The sequence below is a fragment of the Caryophanon latum genome (genome assembly GCF_001700325.1).
Taxonomy (GTDB): domain Bacteria; phylum Bacillota; class Bacilli; order Bacillales_A; family Planococcaceae; genus Caryophanon; species Caryophanon latum.
The window spans coordinates 164,682-188,329 of the sequence record NZ_MATO01000034.1 but is presented as its reverse complement, the minus strand read 5'-3'; the positions used below and the strand labels follow the sequence as shown (position 1 = coordinate 188,329).

General features: G+C 43.2%; 23 protein-coding genes. 16 read left to right on the top strand and 7 right to left on the bottom strand.

Annotated features, from left to right (window positions below):
- Nucleotides 1-835 precede the first annotated feature (835 nt).
- Together A6K76_RS09260 and A6K76_RS09255 are read left to right on the top strand one after the other, a co-directional pair.
- Nucleotides 836-1,429: a YpjP family protein gene (locus A6K76_RS09260; RefSeq protein WP_066464350.1), complete on the top strand. Its 594-nt coding sequence runs from the start codon at nucleotides 836-838 to the stop codon at nucleotides 1,427-1,429.
- 133 nt (nucleotides 1,430-1,562) lie between these two features.
- The gene (locus tag A6K76_RS09255) at nucleotides 1,563-1,850 is read left to right on the top strand and encodes a hypothetical protein (RefSeq protein WP_139108678.1); all 288 of its coding nucleotides are present in this window, start codon (nucleotides 1,563-1,565) and stop codon (nucleotides 1,848-1,850) included.
- Between the two features lie 45 nt (nucleotides 1,851-1,895).
- Here A6K76_RS09255 and A6K76_RS09250 read toward each other — a convergent pair whose 3' ends face one another.
- Together A6K76_RS09250 and A6K76_RS09245 are read right to left on the bottom strand one after the other, a co-directional pair.
- Nucleotides 1,896-2,504 carry a hypothetical protein gene (locus A6K76_RS09250; protein ID WP_066464347.1) on the bottom strand — a complete coding sequence of 203 codons (609 nt, stop codon included), beginning with the start codon at nucleotides 2,502-2,504 and terminating at the stop codon, nucleotides 1,896-1,898.
- Entirely contained in the window at nucleotides 2,497-3,126 is a 630-nt protein-coding gene (locus tag A6K76_RS09245) for a phosphate starvation-inducible protein PhoH (protein ID WP_245671973.1), read from the bottom strand. The genes A6K76_RS09250 and A6K76_RS09245 overlap by 8 nt, the downstream gene beginning before the upstream one ends.
- 248 nt (nucleotides 3,127-3,374) lie before the next feature.
- Between A6K76_RS09245 and A6K76_RS09240 the strand changes: the two genes are divergently transcribed.
- The 3 genes from A6K76_RS09240 to A6K76_RS09230 all read left to right on the top strand — a co-directional run bounded on the left by A6K76_RS09240 (nucleotide 3,375) and on the right by A6K76_RS09230 (nucleotide 6,552).
- Entirely contained in the window at nucleotides 3,375-4,505 is a 1,131-nt protein-coding gene (locus A6K76_RS09240) for an ABC transporter substrate-binding protein (RefSeq protein ID WP_066464343.1), read from the top strand.
- A gap of 212 nt (nucleotides 4,506-4,717) precedes the next feature.
- Nucleotides 4,718-5,722 (top strand): FecCD family ABC transporter permease, encoded by a 1,005-nt coding sequence (locus A6K76_RS09235; protein ID WP_066464341.1) that lies wholly within the window; start codon nucleotides 4,718-4,720, stop codon nucleotides 5,720-5,722.
- On the top strand, nucleotides 5,719-6,552 hold the full coding sequence (locus A6K76_RS09230) for an ABC transporter ATP-binding protein (protein WP_066464334.1): 834 nt from the start codon (nucleotides 5,719-5,721) through the stop codon (nucleotides 6,550-6,552). Before A6K76_RS09235 ends, A6K76_RS09230 begins: the two co-directional genes overlap by 4 nt.
- Before the next feature lie 393 nt (nucleotides 6,553-6,945).
- On the opposite strand, the gene A6K76_RS09225 is transcribed toward A6K76_RS09230, so the two are convergent.
- A complete protein-coding gene (locus A6K76_RS09225; protein WP_066464333.1) occupies nucleotides 6,946-7,884 on the bottom strand; it encodes a TDT family transporter in 939 nt (312 codons plus the stop codon).
- Nucleotides 7,885-7,996: 112 nt separating this feature from the next.
- Between A6K76_RS09225 and A6K76_RS09220 the strand changes: the two genes are divergently transcribed.
- Nucleotides 7,997-8,815, top strand: a complete 819-nt coding sequence (locus A6K76_RS09220) for a LysR family transcriptional regulator (protein ID WP_066464331.1) — start codon at nucleotides 7,997-7,999, stop codon at nucleotides 8,813-8,815.
- Between the two features lie 41 nt (nucleotides 8,816-8,856).
- On the opposite strand, the gene A6K76_RS09215 is transcribed toward A6K76_RS09220, so the two are convergent.
- Together A6K76_RS09215 and A6K76_RS09210 are read right to left on the bottom strand one after the other, a co-directional pair.
- Entirely contained in the window at nucleotides 8,857-10,137 is a 1,281-nt protein-coding gene (locus A6K76_RS09215; protein ID WP_066464329.1) for a hypothetical protein, read from the bottom strand.
- A gap of 15 nt (nucleotides 10,138-10,152) precedes the next feature.
- A complete protein-coding gene (locus A6K76_RS09210; protein ID WP_066464327.1) occupies nucleotides 10,153-10,767 on the bottom strand; it encodes a hypothetical protein in 615 nt (204 codons plus the stop codon).
- 215 nt (nucleotides 10,768-10,982) lie between these two features.
- On the opposite strand from A6K76_RS09210, the gene A6K76_RS09205 reads away from it, so the two are divergent.
- Both A6K76_RS09205 and A6K76_RS09200 read left to right on the top strand, forming a co-directional pair.
- Entirely contained in the window at nucleotides 10,983-12,467 is a 1,485-nt protein-coding gene (locus A6K76_RS09205; RefSeq protein WP_083995371.1) for a DHA2 family efflux MFS transporter permease subunit, read from the top strand.
- 761 nt (nucleotides 12,468-13,228) lie between these two features.
- Complete coding sequence (locus A6K76_RS09200) at nucleotides 13,229-13,795, top strand: HTH-type transcriptional regulator Hpr (RefSeq protein ID WP_066464322.1); 567 nt, start codon at nucleotides 13,229-13,231, stop codon at nucleotides 13,793-13,795.
- A 331-nt stretch (nucleotides 13,796-14,126) separates the two neighbouring features.
- Here the strand turns inward: A6K76_RS09200 and pbp4 are convergent, their stop codons facing one another.
- A complete protein-coding gene (gene pbp4, locus A6K76_RS09195) occupies nucleotides 14,127-16,097 on the bottom strand; it encodes a penicillin-binding protein PBP4(5) (protein WP_066464321.1) in 1,971 nt (656 codons plus the stop codon).
- A 279-nt stretch (nucleotides 16,098-16,376) separates the two neighbouring features.
- On the opposite strand from pbp4, the gene A6K76_RS09190 reads away from it, so the two are divergent.
- The 3 genes from A6K76_RS09190 to A6K76_RS09180 all read left to right on the top strand — a co-directional run bounded on the left by A6K76_RS09190 (nucleotide 16,377) and on the right by A6K76_RS09180 (nucleotide 18,716).
- Nucleotides 16,377-17,177: an amino acid ABC transporter substrate-binding protein gene (locus A6K76_RS09190; RefSeq protein ID WP_066464319.1), complete on the top strand. Its 801-nt coding sequence runs from the start codon at nucleotides 16,377-16,379 to the stop codon at nucleotides 17,175-17,177.
- Nucleotides 17,178-17,305: 128 nt separating this feature from the next.
- The gene (locus tag A6K76_RS09185; RefSeq protein WP_066464318.1) at nucleotides 17,306-17,959 is read left to right on the top strand and encodes an amino acid ABC transporter permease; all 654 of its coding nucleotides are present in this window, start codon (nucleotides 17,306-17,308) and stop codon (nucleotides 17,957-17,959) included.
- Nucleotides 17,960-17,969: 10 nt separating this feature from the next.
- A complete protein-coding gene (locus A6K76_RS09180; protein ID WP_066464317.1) occupies nucleotides 17,970-18,716 on the top strand; it encodes an amino acid ABC transporter ATP-binding protein in 747 nt (248 codons plus the stop codon).
- A gap of 285 nt (nucleotides 18,717-19,001) precedes the next feature.
- Here the strand turns inward: A6K76_RS09180 and A6K76_RS09175 are convergent, their stop codons facing one another.
- A complete protein-coding gene (locus A6K76_RS09175; RefSeq protein WP_066464315.1) occupies nucleotides 19,002-19,325 on the bottom strand; it encodes a ribonuclease E inhibitor RraB in 324 nt (107 codons plus the stop codon).
- A gap of 192 nt (nucleotides 19,326-19,517) precedes the next feature.
- On the opposite strand from A6K76_RS09175, the gene A6K76_RS09170 reads away from it, so the two are divergent.
- The 5 genes from A6K76_RS09170 to A6K76_RS09150 all read left to right on the top strand — a co-directional run bounded on the left by A6K76_RS09170 (nucleotide 19,518) and on the right by A6K76_RS09150 (nucleotide 23,503).
- Nucleotides 19,518-19,709 carry an ABC transporter permease gene (locus A6K76_RS09170; RefSeq protein ID WP_066464313.1) on the top strand — a complete coding sequence of 64 codons (192 nt, stop codon included), beginning with the start codon at nucleotides 19,518-19,520 and terminating at the stop codon, nucleotides 19,707-19,709.
- Between the two features lie 347 nt (nucleotides 19,710-20,056).
- A complete protein-coding gene (locus A6K76_RS09165; RefSeq protein WP_066464311.1) occupies nucleotides 20,057-20,503 on the top strand; it encodes a hypothetical protein in 447 nt (148 codons plus the stop codon).
- A 97-nt stretch (nucleotides 20,504-20,600) separates the two neighbouring features.
- Nucleotides 20,601-21,581 (top strand): thymidylate synthase, encoded by a 981-nt coding sequence (locus tag A6K76_RS09160; RefSeq protein ID WP_066464310.1) that lies wholly within the window; start codon nucleotides 20,601-20,603, stop codon nucleotides 21,579-21,581.
- Between the two features lie 93 nt (nucleotides 21,582-21,674).
- Entirely contained in the window at nucleotides 21,675-22,865 is a 1,191-nt protein-coding gene (locus A6K76_RS09155) for an AAA family ATPase (RefSeq protein WP_066464309.1), read from the top strand.
- Complete coding sequence (locus A6K76_RS09150) at nucleotides 22,862-23,503, top strand: hypothetical protein (protein WP_066464308.1); 642 nt, start codon at nucleotides 22,862-22,864, stop codon at nucleotides 23,501-23,503. Before A6K76_RS09155 ends, A6K76_RS09150 begins: the two co-directional genes overlap by 4 nt.
- Nucleotides 23,504-23,648 lie beyond the last annotated feature (145 nt).

Genomic DNA, 23,648 nt, shown 5'->3' with positions numbered 1-23,648 from the left:
TTTGGCACTTCTTTTTTATGGCGCTCGCGGTACAATGACTGTAACGTATACAGCACAAAGGGGGGATACGACGGTGCGCTACGAGTCATAATTTGACAAAAATACGTAATGTGCTATAATAAGAGATGTGCTATTTTAGGTAGCAACATTCGATTCGGCATTTCGCTGAATATTTTCTTTGATACTTATTCACACTGGCGCATGCTTCGGGGCTGCAAGGACGCAAAAGTAGGTAGGGATTGCGTTGCTTAAGTTAGAACATAAACAGTGGAATGATACTGCGGCTATACAGTTAACATAAGGCAACTTATTATTATATTTTCAACTGATCGTTTGCTAAAACCGAGCATGTCTCGAACAATCCAAACGACAGACTTCCCCAGATGAGTGGGTTGAAACATGAATCGAATTGGTTATCTATTAAATACTAAAGGGGTGTTCGCTAATCGCGAGCACCCCTTGTCCAATTTAATTTGTAAATGATAGTGACATGAAATAGCCAAGCATTGCGAGTAAACCGATTGTAATCCACGTTGTCATGTGCAAAACCCCTTTACAAAGTAATGAAGAGCTAACGAAAGACGTGCTACAATAACGTATTGCTTAGTAATATTATACAACTGCTTGAAAACAATTGAAACCTTTTTTCTATATTGACGTATTAATAAGTAGTAAGACCAGGTCTGTTGATTAGCCATTTATATACAGTGAAATCGGTTGTTTTTAGCAACCATCTGGAAATAAATGCTGCATATTAATGGCAATACGCTGCTGCCAATTGATTGGCTAATCAACACGCTTGTAGTAAGACGATACTAAATAAGCAGGTGATTTTGTGAAAAAGTGGTTACAAAAAGGGCTTATGATTACGGTCGCAATGATTACTCTTGGCTCAATTACGCCGACGCACGAAATTTGGGACGCATTTGATCATAAAACGAAAACGGTTGCAGCTGCTGCACCTACATATACAGAACAAACAGAGCATTATGAACATCGACCGATCGAGCCCGTCCTCATTTCGAAAGAGCAACTGAAACAGCAATTAGTCGAAGCGGCGCGTGAGCAAGCGTATGTAAAATTCGGAACGCGCATTGCACCAAAAATTGAACGCGAATTTGAACAAGTCGTCTTCCCGAAAATAGAGGAAGCGATTAGCGCAACCGTTGAGCGTATGAGCGATACCGATTTATCACAGCTTGCCATTACAGAAACGCCATCTGGAGCGTATGCAGAAAAGATTTTTCACATTTACAACGAACAAACAGGTGAAGACGTCATTCGCTTCCATGTGCGTACAGACAAGCGCGCATTAGACGGCTATTACTACAACTTCCATTACCATACAGTGGAAGACGATTTCATGACACATTACACGTTAGCGGACATTTTTTGGGCGAAAGATACACCGCCAAAATGGATGAGCTAATGAATAGAGCGCTGCGACAATTGTCGTGGCGCTTTTTTCATGAGCAGTAATAAAATACGTTGCAATGGGTATAGTACATACAACAATGCATAATTTTCATTGCAAAACGTATGGAATAAGAAAGGTGATGGCGATGTATTTTAATCATACACATGAACATGACGCGTTATATGAAGTGAAGCAATATAGTTTTCAATTTCGAGGGGAAGATGTCGCAAACATTTTTGTACACGATTTATTAAACGGTGCATATCGCTTTGAAATTCGTTTTACAGACGGGCGTGTACCACCGATTCAACAAGTTGTCGCAAGTGCCGATGCGAGTTTGCCGCACATTTCTGCTACGTTTTCATCGCTGCAAGAAACGCTACAAGCTGCGATTGATGAAGTGACAGCGCGCTGTGAAATGTATTTAGCATAAAGAAAGAGCCGAGTGTAGTAGTAAACTGCACTCGGCTCGTTTCGTTTACAGCTGTCCGTTCGCAAGCCACGGGAAGAAGCCATCTAAAAAGCGCTCCGTCGCGGGCATGAAATATGAGCCGAAATGATAATCGGGGTCAAGCGTTGTGATGATCCACGTGCCGTTCGTGCTCACTTTGTCGACGTAAAGTACTGCACCACCATCAACTGTTGATACGAGCACGTCCGCACCGTCCACTGGCCAAAAAACGCCGTGTTGATGCCACGTCGCGTCCGCTAGCGTTAAATAGTTCGAAAATAAATCGTGCTGTGGATTTGTTAAGCGTAAGCCTGAGTCCGCGCCTTTTTCTAGCCACCACCAAAAGTTCGTTTCGCGGTCTTCCCACTTTTGATTCGGGAGCCATTCCCACGGCTGTGGACCGAATGCACAGACGATGCCGCCAGCTTCGGCAAACGCGATAATTTTGTCTTTGTTCGCTAGCAGCATGCGCTTGTTGAGCTGCGACGGAATGTATAGCACGTCAAAGTCGCTCAAATCCGTTTCGGCAAGCTTCGGTAAATAAATGAGCTCGTTGATATACTGCTTATATTTTGGTTCGTTAAACGTCACGCTATGTGGGGCATTGCCGCTAAAAATGACTGCAATTTTACGCATCGTGTCGCCCTCCAATCGCCGCATGCTCATCGTAAATCCATTGCAGCAGCTGCGTATGAATGCGGTCTGTCGTTTTGTTTTGGTTGCGCTGTGCGAACAAATCGCGCCCTGCATGGACAAAAATTGTACCGCGCGTTGAATGGCGGTCGATATACGTCGTTACAAAACCGTCTGGCAGCGTTAGTAAACTTTCTGCATGTGGTGGGATCGGCAAATGCGCCCCGCGTGCAAAAAAGCCTGCGACACCTTTATTCAGCGTCATATCGTCGGTCGTTACGCCGTCAAATACAGGGTGCGGCTGCACGAACGATATGTTGTAATCTGAAAACTGCACAATCGTCTTTGGGGTAAACGGTGCACAGCCTGGTAGCCAGCTTTCCGTTAAATGCCCGCTCCAAACGATAATGTTGCCGGCGTTTAAATAATTTTCGATAATATGTTGATGCGCTTTTAAATGAATTTGGTCGACGAAATCGTGCACGATGATCGCTTTAAATGGCGTTAGATCGGTATGCTCAAGCTCGTACATATCGATGAAGTGAAAATGTTGTTGCATAAATGGGTCGTGCCAATTGTCGACACCAAACGCATGCCCTGGATCAATAAATAAAAGGTCTTTCATCATAAATCCTCCTTATGTTGATGTCATCATAGCACGAATGGCTCTGTCGTCAAAAGAAGTAGCGCAAAAAAGTACGATGAATTTGGCAAAAAAACATAATTTGACATGAAATATAATTTGAAAATTGAAGGGAAAAACATTGACGAAGCGTTGAGAATACTATAGAATCGTTGATGTTGAAAGTCATTCTCAATTGATGGCGGGATAATAAATTTAGGCAAAACGTAAAAAGTGAGGCAATAGACAGCATGAAACGAAAATACAGATTTTTAGCAACAGCAGCGCTTACGACATTATTGTTAGCAGCGTGCAATAACGAAACCGTCGAAGAAAATGTAAGCGATGAACTAGAATTAACAGCAGAAAGCCGCATCATTGTGGATGAATTAAATCGTGAAGTGGAAATTAACAGCACTGAGCGTGTCGTAATGGGCAGTGTTTTACCGTACTTCTCAACGTGGTTTGTCGCAACAAACTCAACGGACGAAATTGTCGGCATTCATCCGAACTCATATAACGCCGCAGCGCACTCGATTTTAAAGGAAATTTCACCGAGCATTACGGATGCGAAAACGAATTTCATTGAAAATGGTGAAGTGAATGTTGAGCAATTAATGACGCTTGAGCCAGATGTGTTTTTTGAAGCGGCAGCACAAGAAAAAACGGTGAACAAGCTAGCTGAAACCGGTATTACAACGGTCGCACTTGATACGAACACGACAACGCTTGACCCGCTTGATACGTTTAAACGTTGGTTAGCGATCACAGGTGACATTACTGGTACGACAGAGCGCCCAGACGAAATTTTAGCAGAGGCAGAGGCGAACCAGCAAATGATTAACGATACGCTCGCTGAAGCAGGCGTAACCGATGCGGACAAACCGCGTGTATTTTTCCTGCAATATCATAACGACGGCGAAATTTCGACAGCTGGCACGAACATGCACGGCAATCGCTGGTTAAACGCAACAGGTGGTATTGACGTTGCAGCAGAAGCAGGCATTGATGGCATTAAAGCGATCAACATGGAGCAAGTGTATGAGATGAATCCAGACATCATCTTCATTACGAACTTCACGGAAACGCAGCCAGAAGACTTATATAACAACGCATTTGAAGGGCAAGACTGGAGCGAAGTAAAGGCAGTACAAGACAAAAAGGTGTACAAAATGCCTTTAGGAATTTATCGCTGGTATCCGCCAAGTGGAGATGCACCACTCATGTTAAAATGGATGGCGCAAAAGCTGCACCCAGAGCTGTTTACGTATGAAATCGAAGCGGAAATTAAAGATTATTACAGCCGCTACTACGACTACGAGCTAACAGATGAGGAAGTGCACAGCATTTTAAATCCATCTTCAGAAGCGGCGAAATACTAAAAAGCAAATTCAATTCTATGTCAGTTACTATATGATAGCGGACATAGAAACATTGCTCGGAATGAGAGGACTCCAGCGGGAAAAGCGTGCCTCGACATGAAGAGCAATTGTTAAATAACGAACATATACAACAGAAATTGTGCGGAAGTGATATCGCTTCACGCACATTTCTTGTTATGAAACAAAGATGAACAAAGGTGGCTATTACACGAATGAAGTCAAAATTACTGAAAGCGCTGCTGCTTCTGTTACCAGTAGTGTTAGCGCTCGCATCGATCGGAGTCGGTCGCTATGAAGTCGACTTTATCGTGCAAATGAAAATTTTATTATCACAAGTTTTCCCGATTGAACAAACGTGGTCACAAGTGGAAGAAACGGTTGTGATGAACGTGCGTCTGCCGCGTATTTTACTCGCAATGCTCATCGGTGGTGGTTTAGCGATTGCCGGTGCGGCGTTCCAAGGGATGTTTGCAAACCCGCTTGTAAGCCCGGACATTTTAGGCGTTTCAGCAGGTGCAGGCTTCGGTGCATCGATCGGTATTTTATTATTTGGCACAGGCTTTACGATGCAAATGTTTGCGCTTGTCATGGGGATGTGCGCAATCGGATTTACATTTTTAATTGGTGGTGTACGACGCGACATGCCAATTTTTATGCTCGTTTTAGCAGGGACGGTAACGAGTGCATTGTTCCAAGCGTTCATTTCGCTCGTGAAGTTTTTGGCGGACCCTGAGGAAAAGCTGCCGTCGATTACGTATTGGTTAATGGGTAGCTTAGGAACGGCGACGTATCAAGATTTATTCGTCGGCGGACCGCTCATTTTAATCGGTATGATCGTGCTCTATTTACTGCGCTGGCGCTTAAACATTTTATCGCTATCAGAAGAGGAGGCGCGCTCGCTTGGCATTTCGGTGACGAAGCTCAAATGGCTCGTGATTGCGGGGGCGACATTGATTACAGCAGCGGCCGTATCGATTGCCGGCATTATCGGCTGGGTCGGTTTAATTATTCCGCATATTGCGCGCATGATTGTTGGCAGTAACAACCAGTACGTGCTGCCTGCGTCGATTTCAATCGGTGCGTGTTACTTGCTCATTATCGATAATTTAGCGCGCAGCTTAACGGCGGCGGAAATTCCGTTATCGATTTTAACGGCAATTATCGGCGCACCATTTTTTGCATACTTACTGCGTAAAACAGGAGGTGGCTGGGGATGATTTTAACGGTCAAAGATGGCAACTATTTTTATCCGAAAAAAGGGCGCGCGAAAAAGGACGTGTCGTTTTTATACAATAACGACATTAACTTCGAGCTGCATCCAGGTGAAATTTTATCAATTCTCGGTCCAAACGGTGCAGGGAAGACGACGATGCTTAAATGTATGATGGGTTTACTTGAGTGGCAAAAGGGCGCAACGTTATTAGATGGCAAGCCGTTAACTGCGATGTCGCAAAAGGAAGTGTGGCGTAAAATTGGCTACGTGCCGCAAGCATCGCGCATGACGTTTAGCTACTCGATTTTAGATTTAGTGACGATGGGGCGTGCGGTGTATATCGGTGCGTTCGCTCAGCCGACGAAGCGTGACCGTGAGCTAGCGCTTGAATGTCTGGATCTTGTTGGCATTGCGCATTTAGCAGAGCAGCCGTGTACAGCGGTAAGTGGCGGGGAGCTGCAGCTTGCGTTAATCGCGCGCACACTCGTTGCGGAGCCAGAAATTTTAGTGCTTGATGAACCGGAGTCGCATTTAGACATTCATAAGCAAAAAATTATTTTACAAACGATTAAAAAGCTCGTGAAGGAACGCGGCTTAGCGTGCATCATTAATACGCACTATGCGAATCATGCGTTTTACTTCGGCGACAAAGTGCTCATGGTCGCAAAAGATCAGCCGGTCATTACCGGGCAAGTGTCAGACATAATGACCGAGCAAAATATTTTAGATTACTTCCACATCGAAGTGAAGCGACTGCGCCATGAAATTGATGGGCAAGTGTATGAAACGATGGTGCCGAAATATTTCGGTATGGATTACGATGTGAATATGTAAAAGATGAGGTTGTGTTACATGTCAAATGGACGTGAACACAACCTTTTTATTTGTATATATAGGGTGATCGAAATTTAGATTGCGAACGAGGCTCGAAACAAGAGGCGGACTCCTGCGGGAAAAGCGTGAGCGAAAGACTACAGGCTCGAGCCACGCCCGCGGAAAGCCTGCCTCGATGTGAAAAGCCGACTAACAAAAAAGCTGCCCGACATTCATCGGACAGCTTCCTCGTTCTTCGCTATTTTCAAAGATACTTGCGTTTTTCGCATCATACAGTTGTAAAAAGCGAACGCTACACTTGCGTTGTCGCATCATGCAGCGTTTCACCATACTTGTGTTGTCACATCATATGGATCTCGTCATTGTGTTGGGACAGTACTTACGTTTCTCGTATTATACCGCTCTTACATCATATTTTCGTACTTGCGTTTGTCGCATCGTCACGAAATAACGGATGTAGCGAATGAGGACGTACACAACGATGGCCGTTGCGATCGACAGTTCCATCATCGCAAGTCCGTGTAAGAACGAGCTAGTTAAAATAGAAGCGGTTGTAAATAGTGCAGTAGCTGAAATGACAAGTGGGAACGTAAACGCTGCATAGCTCGGATAAAACGGCAATGTGAGCAGCTTCGGTAAACGGAAGCATACAAAGACGTATAGAAGCTGTGATGCGATGAGCAATGCGTACAATAAAAACGCATTTGGCTGTTCGAACAGTTGTACATAACCAGTTAAGCACAGTGAACCAGGCGCCGCTAAAATCGTTAATAAAGGCTTCGTTGCTTCAGCGAGATCGTGCTTTACAATGCGTACACAAACGATTGGGAGCAGCACGACGTAGTGAACGAGCGCGAATGAAAACAGGACGTTTGCGAGCTGCGGGAATACATCGGCTGCTGTAACCGGTACGATGCCAAGCCCGACGAATAAAATGAACCAGCTCGGGTATACGTCTTGTAGCGCGACGATTTGTTTTATAATGAAGCGGTAAATGAAACAGCCAATTAACACGGCTTGTAATGCAATGGCGATGAGCCAAACCCCGATTGCAACTGGTGTATGTGGGAGCAATATGCTTGCCATCACCATAACACCCATCGTAAACGTTGGGGCAACTGATGCGACGATTGGATTTTTTAAATCGTGCAGCACCGATGAAAATGCGAAGGTAATTTTACAAACGAGCAAGCTAAACAGCAAAAAGCCACAAAGGAAAAAGATGCTGCTTACGACGTGCCATTGTAAAGATGCATACAATTTCGCGAGTGAAAATAAGCCGAGCATTAAACCACTCGTCGGAATCGGCACCTTTTGTAAAAATGTGCGCATATGCTTTCACCCTCTAACATTTCTATAGTACTATCATAGCGCGAAAACTATTATTTGATAAATATATATTTGTTATAATTATTATTAAGAAACTTAATAAAGGATGAGTGCGGTGCTACAAGTATTACAAGTATTTGTGAAAGTGTACGAATGTCGCAATTTCACGAAAGCGTCCGAGCTGCTATTCATTTCACAGCCGACGATTTCACTCAAAATGAAGCAATTAGAGGAGCAGTTAAACGTCACGCTATTCATTCGAAAAGGTGCAAAAAGCATTCAGCCGACAGCACAGGCGGACTTTTTGTATGAGCAGGCGATGACGATGCTCGATTTATGGAAGCAAACGGTTTATTCGATCGAGCACGAAAGCTTGGAAGTGATGTCGTGTACGATTGCGTGCTCGAACACGTTTGGTATGTACTACTTGCCGGAGATGATGCCGCAGTTTATTGAGCGCTTTCCGAACGTTGAGTTTACGCTCACGATTATGAATTCAGAAGAAGCGGTGCAGCAATTGCAGCAGCACGAGGCGGACATCGCGTTCGTTGAGAAGCCGATTGATACGACGGGCTTGTATAAAAAAGTACTATTTCAAGATGAGCTCGTACTCGTTGGGCAGAAGCAATCACCGCAATGGCTTATGCGCGAGAAGCATTCGGGCATTCGTTATTTCAATGAGCTATATATCGCCGAAAATAATTTGCAGCCGCAGTTTATGTATGTGAACAATTCAGAAATGATGCGTCAGCTGCTTATGCGCGGTGTCGGACGAACGATTATGCCGAAGCTTGCGATTGGTACGCTGCCGCACGAGGAGCTGCCAGATAAATATACCCGCAACATGTATTTCATTATGCGTCACGTTGATTCGACGCACCCGCTTTACGGCATCGAGCAATGGATTGAATCGTTTTTTGCCGAGCATTTTTAAGAGGAACAAGGTGTGCTACATGTTCAGCGTAGCACACCTTGTTATACTTGTGAGTTTTTTTGCGAATAGGCGTAATAAATATACGCATAGCACATTTGCATACATTGATCGAACGTAAAGCTGTCGTCATACGTGCTCGAGCAGTAGCCGAACGTCATCGGAAACGGCATGGCGCTTTCAACGAGCTGTAGCTTTGGATGAACGGTGTGCTCATCGCCGCGGAATACGTATAGCGACTGATCATTTTTTAGTGCGGCGCTATACAGTAAATGGTCGTCTTCCGTTATATGCGCATGAAGCTGCTGTAAATAATCGGCTTGCACCGCCTGCTCGTTTGTCGATAAGTCAAACACAACGACAACGTACGGCTCCTCGTATGTTTCCATTTCCTTCATAATGTCAGAAAGAGATGACGTTTGTGGAAGCGGCGAATGGAAGTTGATCGGAAAGCGCTGCGTAATCGCTTGCCGCTCTAAAAGAAGCTCAAGCTCAAGCTCATTACGTCGTTGCTGAAGCGCTGCGGCGTTGTCATCATCGCCACGCATCGTGTAACACTCCATGAGTATCGTATAAATGGACAGGAAGATTGAAATATTTTTCGTTTGATCGAATGTTTGTAAAACTGAGCTACCAACTGCAAGCGCTTCGTCGTATTGCGCTTTGGCGTGATGAAACATCATTTTATATGTCATTAGTTGCAGCTGCTGTCTCGTAGACGTGCTGAAATCGAGCTGCTCCCATTTGTTTAAAATGCGTTGTGCTTCATCAAATCGTTTAGCCCGCAAGCACGTTTCAAAATAAAACGAAAACGCAGCAATTTGGTCGTCATGCGCTAACGGTTTTGGATCCATATGCTTGAGCACGGTGATCATGCGTCCATAAGAAAGCTGTGATTCAATGGAATCGTCGCTCGCTGTTAAAAATGCTAAATTCGACTGTACGATGCCGACGCGCGCAACATGCACTGGCTCACAGCACATTAAATAGCTGAGCGATTCACGGTAATGCGTAATCGCTAACTCTTTTTCAGACAATAAAAAATATACATGTCCGAGCGCTAGCTGAAGCAAACTGTATAGATCGGCGTCTTGTTTCGGCACGTGTGGTATAACGAGCTGTAGTAGCGCGCGCGTATACATTAGCTGGTGTTGCTCTAACAATAGCGGAATGGCACGTTCAAATATTCGCTTTAACGCATTGATTTCCCCTTGCTCAACAAGTAGCGGTATCGAAAACTGTAGCTGTATATATAATTCGTCATATCGTTGCTCATCAATTAAATAATGTAAACTATCAATCAGCTTAGAATAATGTGTTTGCATGATGAATACACTCCCCTAGTGTGAAGTAGACGTAAATACGCGCATTTCTGTTAGCGTAAACGACTGTAAAAATTGCTTCGCTTTTACTAAATCACGCTCGAATAGTTGCGGCTCGTTGCGAATGTATGCCCAAAAACATTTAATGATGTTACTTTGGACGTTAACGAACAGTGATGGATAGCTCTCGATTGTTTGAAATTGCTTATTAAAAAAGTGCTGCGAATCGGCAAGTGCGAACGTTTCGTGGAAGGAAAGATGCTCCTTGCTTAGCTGCGGTCGCGTCACGTTTTGGAAAATGTCCGTGTAAATGTTTGTGCATAACAAGGCGGCGAGCAATGAGCGCTCCAAATGTGTCGCCGTCAACGTTTTCATCGACTTCACAGTAGGAGATTTGATAAACGCTTGAATAATTTCATAGCGCGTCATATAAATTAACGTCATTTCTGAATTAAAGAGAGGTGGCTCCTCGTAATAAAAATAAATGAAAAAATCTTGTAAGCCACCGATATATTGCGGCACATGTGCAAAGCTAGGACGCATCATCGCCGTTATATTTTTTAAAGAAAGGGCGCGCTCAACAACGGATAGCTGCTCTTCGTTTAATGAAAAAATACTTTTGACAACTGGCATGAAAATCCTCCTCTGTAAACAATCTGTTTATTTACTATAGTATATTTTAGGAGATGTTAAAAGAGTGAAAGAGCTATTTAAAAGTTAGGTAACATAATTTTTTAGTTTCCGAAATAAATTTGAACTAGCAGTCCTTTTTAATAGACAATTTTGTACTAGTAGTATAAAATGCTTGAGTGATGAAAATAGTTTAGCAGCAAGGAGCAAAAATGCAAATGCAAACAGAAACATTAAAGAAACCGCCATATTTAGTCATTGCGATTTTATTTTTTGGTGCGTTCGTATCGTTTTTAAATAACTCATTATTAAACGTTGCGTTACCGACCATCATGATTGATTTCGATATCGAATATTCAGCGGTGCAATGGCTGGCTACAGGGTATATGCTTGTAAGTGGTGTATTAATTCCTGTATCCGCTTTTTTAATTACAAAATTTAAAAACCGTACGTTATTTATTGCGAGTATGGTCATCTTTACACTTGGTACAGCGCTTGCCGCGTTCGCACCGAGCTTTACATTTTTATTAATCGGACGCATGATTCAAGCGGCCGGATCAGCAGTAATGGGTCCGCTGTTAATGAACGTCATGTTAGTAAGCTTCCCACGTGAAAAACGCGGGGCGGCGATGGGGATTTTCGGACTTGTAATGATTACAGCGCCAGCGATTGGTCCAACGCTTTCAGGCTACATCGTCGAATATTGGGATTGGCGCGTATTGTTTGAAATGATTTTACCGTTTGCGATCGCATCGGTCGTGCTTGCGGTATTTAAATTAGAAAACCTTATGGAAACGCGCAATCCATCACTTGACGTATTATCGGTTATTTTATCGATTGCAGGTTTTGGTGGCTTACTGTACGGTTTTTCAATGGCAAGCTCAGAAGGTTGGGACGATGTAGCACATGTGCTCGCACCAATTATTGTCGGTGCAATCGGCTTAGTATGGTTCATCGTGCGCCAGTTCCGTTTAGAGGAGCCGCTACTTGATTTACGTGTATACAAATATCCGATGTTCGCGCTCGGCTCAATCATTTCAATGGTGAATGCCGCTGCGATGTTCTCAGGCATGATTTTAACACCAGCGTACGTGCAATCAGTGCGTCATATTTCGCCGCTTGATTCAGGCTTAATGATGCTTCCAGGGGCGATTGTTATGGGCTTAATGTCACCAATTACCGGGAAGTTATTTGATAAGTTCGGTCCGCGCGTGCTTGCGTTTACCGGCTTAGCAATTACAGCGTATTCAACGTATTTATTATCAAATTTAGATTTACAATCAACGTATATGTACATTATTGTCATTTATACGCTTCGTATGTTCGGGATGTCAATGGTGATGATGCCGATTATGACGAACGGTTTAAACCAGTTACCGACGCGATTAAACCCGCACGGTACAGCGGTAAACAATACAGCTCAGCAAGTTGTAGGCGCAATTGGTACAGCACTGTTTGTAACAATTATGAACAGCGAAGCGACTAAAGAGGGGGCCAAGCTTGTAGCGGGTATGGACCCAGCGCAGCTTGCAGATCCAGCGGCACAAAGCTTGTTGCAGCAACAAAGCTTACTGCACGGTATTCAAGTATCATTTGTCGTAGCGCTTGTCGTAACGCTCGTTGCACTTGTGTTATCGCTATTTTTAAAGCGCGTCAACGTCTCTCCAGAAGATGTTGCACGCATTGAAGCAGAAGGTAAATAAAAGAAGCTGTGCTAACGGTCGATGTCGACTTTTAGCGCAGCTTTTTTTGTGTATAGAAATGGAACGTCAGAACGATGCTTTCCTCATGTTACATACAAAAAGTTCAATCGCTCTCTATATATACAAGGTGATTGAAATTTAGAATGTGAACGAGGCTCGAAACAAGAGGCGGACTCCTGCGGGAAAAGCGTGAGCGAGAGACTAAAGGCTCGAGCCACGCCCGCGGAAAGCCTGCCTCGGTGTGGAGAGCCGACGAACAAAATGCTAAAATACATTCACCGTCTATATAGATTGAAATTGATAACTACGCTCGAAACGAAAGGTGTGCAGCAGGAAAAACTTTGCGACGAGTAATCGATATCCGCGTGAATCGTAAGGAAGGTAGTAAACGCTGCGACATGAGCGATCATCTTCCATGCGCCCGTCAATAAGTTTCCCCCGATGTGACGAGCCGACTAACAAAATACGAAAATGCATGTACACGAAGAAATCGATACGATACGAGCGAGGATTCGTTATATTGCTATAAGTATAGTGATGTTGCTGAAACCGTTTCCTTACGATATGCTTTGTCATGTGCCAATAAAAAAGATGGATTCTCTTTTTTAACCGTAAATTTTCTTTTTAAAAAAATATGGAAAAATATTTCATTGTAATGATTACGAAATCGGATTTTTCTGATATAATATTTAAAAGTACAATGCTCGCATATCAAGTTAATAGCGAAGCGAGTGAAAACTAAAATAGAAAAGGGTGGTTGTGTGTCAGAATTCGTTTATCGTAATAAAGAGGAATTGCTGTATAGTCAACGAGTTGCCCAGTTATCGAAGGCATTGTGGCGTGTAATTGAAAAGGATTGGCAATGTTGGATTAAGCCGTATGATCTTAACATTAATGAGCATCACATTTTAACGATTACATATTATATGAAAGGCGCTTCTGTCTCAGATGTTGCCAAATATGGATCGATGCATGTTTCGACGGCATTTAACTTTTCAAAGAAGTTAGAGGAACGCGGGTACTTAACATTTTCTAAGCGTGATGATGATAAGCGCAACACGTACATCGAAATTACGCCAGCTGGGAAGGCGCTAATTGATGAGGCGAATCGTCATTATTTTGATACACCGCACGCAATTTTAGAAGGCTCGCTAAAAATTAAGGAGCTGTACGGTCGTTTCCCAGAGTTTTTAGAGGTGACGGCAATTGTACGCAACATTTACGGTAATGAGTTTATCGAAATGTTAGAGCAATCGTTCCAAAATTTATCGCATACGTTAGATACGATTGATGATGTGAAGCATAGCGAATTGATGAAGGAAGCATAAATAAAAAGCATTCGACCTCACTACTATCGTGGAGGGGCGAATGCTTTTTTCTCTTTTTTGACTAGGACGTGTCTGAAAACTTTAGAATTCCGTATACATAATAGCGAGGAACGAAATAGCGTTCTTTGTCATCATATCGGGTTGCTTTCCACCGTAGTCAACATGATGATTGCAAAGGCGTTGTCGCATCCATGCGACAACGCCTTTGTTCCTTCGATTGTCGGCTCGGGTGCTCGAGGCAGAAAAGATTTTGCTCCTGCGATTACTCGTCGCCGCCTGCATTTCAGAACATACATTTACATACAAGTGCTTATTTCAACAAGGAGATTTTTTATTGCATACTTTTTAATAAAGGCACGATGCGTTCTGCGGCGCTCGGTGTGCCTGTGTAGTTTTCAACGATCGATACGACTAAGTAGCGTGAAGCAGACGTGTCGTACGCAACGATTAAGCTGTTTTCCACACCGCGACCTTGCTGCGTTGCTTTTAGCTCAGCTGTACCTGTTTTCGCTGCAACGTTCGGTACAGCGTTTAATACGTGTCCTGTGCCGTCTGCTGATGTTACAACTTTCGTTAAGGCGCTTTCAATTGTCGCGATCGTTGCTGGCTGGAATGCTGGCTTCGTTTTTTGCTCTGTCGCTTTTAATAGCTTCGGATACACAACTGTACCGTCATTCGGTAATACGCTATACGTTGCCGCCATTTGAAGCGGAGACAACAGCATTTGCCCTTGCCCGTAAGATGTATCAGCTAGTAGGGCCGATGTTGCAAATTTATCGTCATTTGAAATTTGCGCCGGTGTCATCGCAACCGGTAAATCTAATTCTTCACCGAAAATGAGTTTGTTTAAGCCTTCGCGGAATTTCTCCTCGCCAAGACGTAACGCTTGAATCGCATAGTAAATATTATCTGACTTCACAAGAGACGTCGTTAAATCAACAGACGCTGCGAAGTTTAAGCGCGAAATGAAGTAGCTACCCCATGACGTATCTGGCTGCCAGCGCATTGCTGGAATCGATAACGCCTCGGTTGGATTTAACGTACCTGCTTCAATCGCAATCGCTGCAGTAATTGGCTTAAATGTTGAACCAGGTGCGTAGCGAGCGGTGAAGCGAGAAATGAACGGCTTACGCACATCGTCGTTATAAATCGCATATTGTGATTGAGAAATGCCGGTTACGAATAAGTTCGGATTGAATGATGGTTTGCTTACAGCTGCCAAAATATCGCCAGTTGTCGGCTCTGTTACGACAGTCGAACCAACGCCTGTGCCAAGTGATTCATACGCACTGCGCTGTAAAAATGTATCGATTGTTAATTGAATCGTTTCACCGTCAACTGCTTCGACTGTCGCGATCGTTTCACGCTTTTTGCCTTTTGCTGTTTCGATGTAAATTTCGCCGCCTTTTTTGCCGCGTAATCGGTCATCAAATGTACGTTCAAGCCCTGTGCGACCGATAATGTCGTTTGATGAAAGGGCGCTGTTTTTCTCGATGTCTTCAGCTGTTACTTTCCCGACGTAGCCGATTAAATGTGCTGCAATGTCTGCGTACGGATAAACGCGGCTTGCCACGTCTTGGTATACGACACCGTCAATGACAGGCTTGTCGAGTGTAGGCATCGTTTTTAATGGGACGAAGCTTTCATCTGTTACCCAGCTTTGTGCGAGCTGTGACTCAACGAAACTTTTTGTAATGCCAAGCGCGTTTGCGATTAATGCGATTTTCGTCGTGCGTAAAGCGCCAGTACCTAACGTGTTCGGAATGACACCTGCTTGTGGGCGCGTGCCATTTTCCGCAAGTGCGACACCGTTACGGTCAATAATTTCGCCACGCGCTGGTCGTGCAACGGTGTAGCGAATTTTATCCGATGCGTGCATGTTTGGGAAAATGAGCGTTGCGTTCCAATCAATTTTGTACGCATCGCCTTCTTCAACGATTGGTGCTTCATAGGAAAGGTTTTCAATTTTGCCAACTGCTGTATCAAATGAAGCGGTATAGTGTAAAACGGCTTCTTCTGTTTCTTTTAAATCAATTTGTAAATTCGTTAGCTCAATTCCTTCGAAAATATTTGTATATTTTGCGATTAAATCTTCCTCTGTATACTTTGCTTCTTTTAGTGAATCCTCTGAAACGAGCGTAGGTAATTGATCGAACTGTGCCTTTGTCAGCGCCTCAACCCAATCTTTACGTAAATCGTCATAAGCTTGCTGTTTCACATTTTCACTATATGTACGATATCCGAAAAAACTACCAACAATTATAAACAGTATAATCGTGGGCAATAGCCATTTTTTCTTCATAAAAATTGCCTCCCTTTTTTACTGAAAAAAATATATACGTTTATTATTATACCTTGTTTGCATACAATTGTTATCATGAATTTTGAATTAAAGATATTCAGCCCGTCTGCTCGCCACTTTTTGCCCGTGCAAACGGATATGTTTTGACCGTTAAAACGAGCATATGAATAAGATGGAAAGAAAATTTCTGACAATTGCTTGACGGTAAAATGCAATGCGTGATAGTCTAGTAGCACATCAATGATTTAGCATATGAAAGTGAATGTGAGGGAACTAATTATGTCAAAACGAAAATTATCAATGCTAGCGTTACCGTTAGCGTTAACAGCTGTTTTAGCCGCTTGTGGTGAAGAAGAAAGCACAACGAACGACAACGGAGCAACAGAGGAAAAAGAATCATTAGTAATCGGGATTGATGATAAATTTGCGCCAATGGGCTTCCGCGATGAAAACAATGAAATCGTAGGCTTCGACATTGATTATGCGCGCGCAGCAGCAGAGCAAATGGGCGTTGAAATCACATTCCAGCCGATCGATTGGAAAACGAAGGAATCTGAATTAATGTCAGGTCGCATCGATTTAATTTGGAACGGTTACACAATTACAGACGAGCGTAAAGAAAAAGTAGCGTTCACAGAGCCGTATTTAGAAAACGCACAAGTAGTTATGACGCTTGCGGATTCAGAAATTAGTTCAATTGTTGACTTAACGGACAAAAATATCGGCATTCAAGCGTTATCTTCAGCACTTGATGCGTTCAACGCAAACGATATTTCAAAACAAGTGAAAAGCGTAGCGGAGTTTGGCGATAATGTCATGGCGTTAACAGACTTAAAAACGAAGCGCATTGACGCGGTTGTCATCGATGACGTTGTAGCGAACTACTACAACACGCAAGAAAATGGCACGTTCAAAATTTTAGACGAAGCGTTAGCACCAGAATTATACGGTGTTGGTGTGCGTAAAGAAGACGAGAAGCTACTTGCCGATTTACAAGCAGCACTTGACGAGTTAAACGCAAACGGTAAAGCGGAAGAAATTTCGGTTAAATGGTTTGGCGAAAACAAAGTATTAGATTAATATAAAGAACATGCGTTATGTGAAGGAGTTGTCCAGCAAACACGGACAGCTCTTTTTCATGTGAAGCGTTACGGTTGATTTGCGGCGTCGCTTTCGCTAATCAACGTACTATTGAAAGGAGCAACATTATGGAAGACTTTTTATCGATGGTCATGCCGATGCTTGAAGGGGCACAAACGACCATTCTATTATTTTTAATCGCGATTGCACTATCGATTCCACTCGGCTTTTTATTAACGCTCGCTGTACAAAGCACGTTTAAGCCGCTTAGCTGGTTTGCGCACACGTACATTTACGTTATGCGTGGCACACCGCTCTTATTACAATTATTAATTATTTGCTTCGGTTTACCGATGTTACCAGTCGTAGGGGAATATTTAGTGCTCGATCGTTTCGTAGCAGCTTGCTTAGGCTTCACGTTAAACTACGCGGCGTACTTTGCAGAAATTTTCCGCGGCGGTTTACTGGCGATTGATAAAGGGCAATACGAAGCGGCACAAGTGCTCGGCTTAAACAAGTTCCAAACGACGACGCGCATCATTTTACCGCAAATGTTCCGCATTGCGCTGCCGTCGCTCGCAAACGAATCGATTACGCTCGTAAAAGATACGGCGCTGCTATATGCGGTTGCTGTACCAGAGTTGCTGCACTATGCACAAACTGTCGTGAACCGCGACTTTACAATCGTGCCGTTCCTCGTTGCAGCGGTTATGTATTTAATTATTACACTCGTATTAACAATGTTCTTCAAGTGGCTCGAACGCCGCTTCAAGTTTGAATAGAGGTGTCGACATGTCATTAATCAACGTACAAAACTTAAAAAAATCATTCGGCGCGCTTGAAGTGTTAAAAAATATTTCATTCACCGTCGAAAAAAATGATGTTATCGCAGTGATCGGTCCATCAGGTTCAGGGAAAAGTACGATGCTTCGTAGCCTTGTACATTTAGAAACGATTGACGGCGGTACAGTGCAAATTGACGGGGCAGACCTCATTCGTGACGGCGTGTACCCGAAGCCTGCACAAATTAAAGCGATTACCGGCAAAATGGGCATGGTATTTCAGCACTTTAACTTATTCCCACATTTAACGGTGCGCGACAATTTAGAAGTAGCGCCGAAATTGCTCAAGCAAGAGGACGCAAAAGCAATTCGCGCCCGTGCAAACGACCTGCTACAAAAAGTCGGGCTTGCGGATAAAGCGGACGTTTACCCTGCAAATTTATCAGGTGGGCAAAAGCAACGTGTGGCGATTGCACGTGCCTTAATGCTCAACCCACAAATTTTACTGTTTGACGAGCCGACGTCAGCGCTCGACCCAGAGCTAACAGGCGAAGTGTTAAACGTTATGAAAGATTTAGCGGAAGAGCATATGACGATGATCGTCGTAACGCATGAAATGGGCTTTGCGAAGGAAGTTGCGAACAAAGTGATGTTTATGGCAGACGGAGAAGTAGTCGAAGTCGGCGAGCCACAGTCATTTTTCGAAAACCCACAGCACCGACGTACGCAAGATTTTTTACGTAAAAACTTAAAATAAGGAAAAGTCCATTCGATGTTACGGTCGAGTGGACTTTTTTTGTTGCTCATAACGACAGAGGCATACTACGGAACCTTTTTTATTTGTAGAATGGTGCGGCTGATGGATGCGCATGCCGAGCCCAGGAACGCGAGCCAATAGCGCGACTATCAACATGTATTGCTGATTGGTCAACAAAAAAGAACGCCGCAGCAATTGCTACGACGCCCAATGACGAAATGTACTATACTATTTCCTAATACTGTAACTTGTAAACCTGTAAATATCAAAAATGTAACAAGAATATTATTCAGGCAATAAAACAGCCCAGCCGTCGTAAAAGCCATCAAATGGTTTTGCGAGCGCATCAAGCGTTTCTTGAATTTCCTTTAACACGTCGTAATCTAAGTACGTTGATACGTATACGAACACTGTCCACGTATCGACTTCTTCATCAAACGCAACCTCTGCTGAGAAGTCTGCCTCCTCGATTGCCGTTTTAATGCTGTTAGCGGCTTGCTCAGACGGCGCACCGACAAAAAAGTCGACATCGTGCAGCACCGTAAAGTCAATGCCTTCATCTTGTAATTCTTGTAACACTAAACCATCTTCATCTTGTGGAAAAGCCATGTATAAAATCCTCCATTTCGTCGTGCAATATGTGTAATTATAGCGCGAAATACGTCATTCGTCTAACGTCTACAAAAAAAGTTGTTATTTTTTCGTAAACTTAGCAAAAATCAAGTGAAATTTTTCGAAAATATGTGTAAAATGAAGATGTACAGTGTACAAAAAATAACAAATCATATTGGAGGAATGCCGATGTTGACCGGTAACTTAGAGCGAGCGTTTCATTTAGCACAGAAACATAGACTCGACGTAAGCACAATTTTAGAATTAAACAAGATCATTGCACGTGAAGTAGATATGCCAGGGAAGGTGGAAGAAAAAGTATTACTTCAGATGCTTTCTGTTCTTGAAAATAACAAGCACATACTTAAGGAGGCAACTTAATCGTTGGAACAACAAATTGAATTATACGATGACCTAGACACATTTGACTAAAGACGTTACTCAAGCGAAGGAATACCGAGTAACGTCTTTAATCGTTTATGCGACTCTTTTTGAGCATATGTGACAACGTATGTTGAACAAGTGTTGTATGGATGTAGGCTATTTGCTTATAGCGGCTCGCGTTCCTGGGGCTCGGCTCAAGCCTCCGCACCGCTCCTACGTCGCGGCTTACGGGGTCTTGAGGCACGAGCTTTTCCCCAAGGAGTCTCGCCGCTACACTCATAGCCACTTCAACAAAAGCTCTATTCAAATACTGCACTTAGTAAATGAAAGTGAGGACATACAAAGTGAATTACTACGACGTTACCGAAAATCCAACAGGCACTACATATAACGAATTAATACAAGCGCTGTGCGATCATTCCGACAGCTTTTACTTCATTACGCGCGCGGAGTTCCAATACGACGAAGCGGTGCTTGCACAATTTGCCCCGCACGTCCTGCATACATATAAAACACAAAAATGGGAAACGACGACGATTACAGGAAAAGCCGCAACTGCCTACATCATCGAGGCAAACGACGACACATGCGCCTTGCTACAGCACTACGCAAGCAGCTTATACGACTGGGTCGCGCCGAAGCTACCAGAAGACTTGACGTTTACGAAAAACGACTTCCACTGGTTTACGTGCTGCACGCATGAGAAGTTTGCGATGTTTAGCATACGCTCGGCACATTATGAGCAAATTATGCTGAATGTTGACGGATTGAGCGTAGAGAAGCGGGATTAAATAGCAACCTGTTTGCACATGCACTATAATGAACAAAGATGGAAAGCTCACGACGCAACTTGTGAAAGAGCTGAATTTATGTTGAAGGTGGTTTACGATGGCAAACGAGTTAGAGCAAGTGTATTTAAATTTCATGCAGCACATTTTAGACAACGGTGTAAAAAAAGAGGATCGTACAGGCACGGGGACAATTAGCGTATTCGGCTATCAAATGCGCTACGACTTAACGAAAGGCTTTCCGTTATTTACGACGAAGCGTGTGCCGTTTAAGCTAGTCGCAAGCGAACTGCTTTGGTTCATTAAAGGCGACACGAACATTCGTTATTTGCTACAAAATGGAAATCATATATGGGACGAGTGGGCGTTTAAAAAGTGGGTCGAGTCGGACGAATACAGCGGACCTGACATGACAGATTTCGGGCGACGCTGCTTAGTGGACGAGGCGTTTAACGAATTGTATCAAAAAGAGCTAAAACATTTTTGCGACCGCGTGTTAACGGACGATGATTTTGCGCAAGCATACGGCGACTTAGGTAACGTATACGGCAAGCAGTGGCGTCGTTGGACGGACTCAGAAGGAAACGACATCGACCAATTAGCAGACGTCATCGCACAAATTAAAAGCAATCCAGATTCGCGCCGCTTAATCGTCAACGCATGGAACCCAGAGGACGTTGTAAACGCAGGGGCAAAGGGCAGTAAATCGGCATTGCCACCATGTCACGTCATGTTCCAATTTTACGTAACAGAAGGCAAGCTAAGTTGTATGCTGACACAACGCTCGGTCGACACGCTGCTTGGCTGTCCGTTTAACGTGGCATCATACGCATTACTGACGCATTTAATCGCGCATGAATGCGGGCTGCAAGTAGGCGAGTTCGTCCATTCAGTAGGCGACGCGCACATTTATTTAAACCATTTAGAGCAAGTGAAAGAGCAGCTATCACGCGAACCACGCGACTTGCCGACATTGCACATTAATCCAGCGAAGACATCGATTTTCGATATCGAGCTAGAGGATTTAACAATTGAAGGATACGATCCGCACCCAGCGATTAAAGCGCCGATTGCGGTTTAAGTATGGAGAGTGACCAGTATGTGCTGGTTGCTCTTTTTTATTGAGAATAACGAATGCTATAATGAAAATAATCATGAGGGAGGCAGATTTTTTATGCGAATGGAAATTGAGGACTTTAAATCATTGAAGCAAATCTCGATGGATGCGGGGCAGTTTAATGTGATCGTTGGTTCGAATGGTAGTGGGAAATCCGCTTTATTAGAGGCGATAGGTGTGCTAAGTGCAGCTGTATCAGGAGAGGTAAGTGATGCAACATTAATGAGTAGAGGTGTTCGAGTAGGTACACCGGCTTTATATAAATCGTCGTTTAGAAATCAAAAAATAGCGAAAACAATTAAATTTCAAATAGAAAATGATGAGCACATTCGTTATCAAGTACATTTAGCTAACCCTTTAGAAAAGCCGAAGCCAAAATGGACATATTTTTCTGAAAAGCTAGAAGCGGATGGTGAAAAAGTTTTTGGTCGTTCGAATGCAACAAAATACGAAATCCCGTTACTACCGAGTTTTTCTGTAGATGCAGAGCGAGGCTTATTGTCATTTTTACAAGGTGTAAACCAACAAGAAACGACTTTTCAAAAGGCGAATGCATTTTATGATTTTTTAACAGAGTATAAAATTTATACACCATATACAACGTTTTTAAGAGGGCTTGCAGCGGATCCAACACAGGCGGATCCAATCGGTTTGAATGGTGGAAGGTTAGCAGAAGCAGTAGCAGATTTATTAACGGAAGACAGCTTTGGGACATTAGATTTAGATGAACTGTTTGATTTAATTGACTGGGCGATTGATATTAAAGTAGCACCACCAAATAAAAGTATTTTATCTAGCTCTGTTCCGTCACCGCAAAAAACAATTCGTTTTACAGATATCCATATGAGAGAAAATCGAGCGGAGTTAACAGCTTATGATGCAAGCGAAGGGTCGCTTTACATTTTATTTATTTTGACGTTAGCGTTGCATCCAGACGCCCCGCATATTTTTTCAATTGATAACTTTGACCAAGCATTGCATCCACGATTAGCGAGAAAGCTTACAGCGCTATTTTCGAAAATCATATTGGAGCAAAATAAAACATGTTTTTTAACGACACACAATCCGTTAGTATTAGATGGATTAAATTTAAAAGATGACCGTATTCGATTGTTTGCGATTGATCGTGATTCAGAGGGCGTATCTATTTTGCGTCGAATTGAGTTGAATGATGAATTAATAAATGAAGACTTACCACTTTCTCAACTTTGGGTGATGGGTAGGTTAGGCGGTGTGCCGAATTTATGACGTTGAATATTGGATTTGTAACGGAAGGACCTACAGATGTGGTGCTGCTAGAAGCATTGCTTAAGCACATTTTGAAGCAACCATTTGTGACAAGTGTATTGCAGCCAATTGGTTCAGCAGATGTTGGCTATGGTGCAAACGGCGGTGGGTGGAAAGGTGTTCAGCGATGGTGTGAGGAAATAGCAGTTAAAACGGGTTTTCAAAATTTTTTAACCGGTTCGAACGCTTACGACTTACTTATTTTTCAAATCGATCTCGATGTAGCGCGTGAAAAAGAAGTCAACTGCTATGATATTGAAGAAAGCATTACACAAAATGTTACACGCCTTCAACAACAAATCTGTTCGTGGTTACAAATTGATGAAGAAGAGATGAAATGTCCGGTTATTTTGACAATACCAGCTGATAATTTGGAAGCGTGGATGTTAGCATATTTGAATACAGATGAGCAGGAAATTGAAAAGATCCAAAAGCCAGACAAACTATTGGCGCGCAAGCCGTATAAATTGAAAAAATCGCGCATTCATTATATGCGTGTTGTAGCACCGATGTTAGTCGAAAATTGGCAGTTAGTGAAAGATAAATGTTCACAAGCAAAGAAGTTTGAAGATGATGTTTTAAGCTGTGTTCGTCAATAATGTTTTGTTATAGAAGAAGTTACGATCCGCACCGATTGCGGTTGAATACGAAGAGTAACCAGTATGTACTGGTTGCTCTTTTTTCGTTGCCCGACATGGTATAGTAAATAGGATAGATGTGTTGATGTAGCATTGGCGTAGCGTG

Coding starts and splice junctions, on each gene's coding strand:
- A6K76_RS09230 (WP_066464334.1), top strand. CDS start 5,719: ATGATTTTAACGGTCAAAGATGGCAACTATTTTTATCCGAAAAAAGGG.
- A6K76_RS09160 (WP_066464310.1), top strand. CDS start 20,601: ATGGCAAACGAGTTAGAGCAAGTGTATTTAAATTTCATGCAGCACATT.
- A6K76_RS09190 (WP_066464319.1), top strand. CDS start 16,377: ATGTCAAAACGAAAATTATCAATGCTAGCGTTACCGTTAGCGTTAACA.
- A6K76_RS09155 (WP_066464309.1), top strand. CDS start 21,675: ATGCGAATGGAAATTGAGGACTTTAAATCATTGAAGCAAATCTCGATG.
- A6K76_RS09175 (WP_066464315.1), bottom strand. CDS start 19,325: ATGGCTTTTCCACAAGATGAAGATGGTTTAGTGTTACAAGAATTACAA.
- A6K76_RS09250 (WP_066464347.1), bottom strand. CDS start 2,504: ATGCGTAAAATTGCAGTCATTTTTAGCGGCAATGCCCCACATAGCGTG.
- A6K76_RS09185 (WP_066464318.1), top strand. CDS start 17,306: ATGGAAGACTTTTTATCGATGGTCATGCCGATGCTTGAAGGGGCACAA.
- pbp4 (WP_066464321.1), bottom strand. CDS start 16,097: ATGAAGAAAAAATGGCTATTGCCCACGATTATACTGTTTATAATTGTT.
- A6K76_RS09150 (WP_066464308.1), top strand. CDS start 22,862: ATGACGTTGAATATTGGATTTGTAACGGAAGGACCTACAGATGTGGTG.
- A6K76_RS09170 (WP_066464313.1), top strand. CDS start 19,518: ATGTTGACCGGTAACTTAGAGCGAGCGTTTCATTTAGCACAGAAACAT.
- A6K76_RS09240 (WP_066464343.1), top strand. CDS start 3,375: ATGAAACGAAAATACAGATTTTTAGCAACAGCAGCGCTTACGACATTA.
- A6K76_RS09235 (WP_066464341.1), top strand. CDS start 4,718: ATGAAGTCAAAATTACTGAAAGCGCTGCTGCTTCTGTTACCAGTAGTG.
- A6K76_RS09225 (WP_066464333.1), bottom strand. CDS start 7,884: ATGCGCACATTTTTACAAAAGGTGCCGATTCCGACGAGTGGTTTAATG.
- A6K76_RS09245 (WP_245671973.1), bottom strand. CDS start 3,126: ATGAAAGACCTTTTATTTATTGATCCAGGGCATGCGTTTGGTGTCGAC.
- A6K76_RS09210 (WP_066464327.1), bottom strand. CDS start 10,767: ATGCCAGTTGTCAAAAGTATTTTTTCATTAAACGAAGAGCAGCTATCC.
- A6K76_RS09255 (WP_139108678.1), top strand. CDS start 1,563: ATGTATTTTAATCATACACATGAACATGACGCGTTATATGAAGTGAAG.
- A6K76_RS09215 (WP_066464329.1), bottom strand. CDS start 10,137: ATGCAAACACATTATTCTAAGCTGATTGATAGTTTACATTATTTAATT.
- A6K76_RS09180 (WP_066464317.1), top strand. CDS start 17,970: ATGTCATTAATCAACGTACAAAACTTAAAAAAATCATTCGGCGCGCTT.
- A6K76_RS09205 (WP_083995371.1), top strand. CDS start 10,983: ATGCAAACAGAAACATTAAAGAAACCGCCATATTTAGTCATTGCGATT.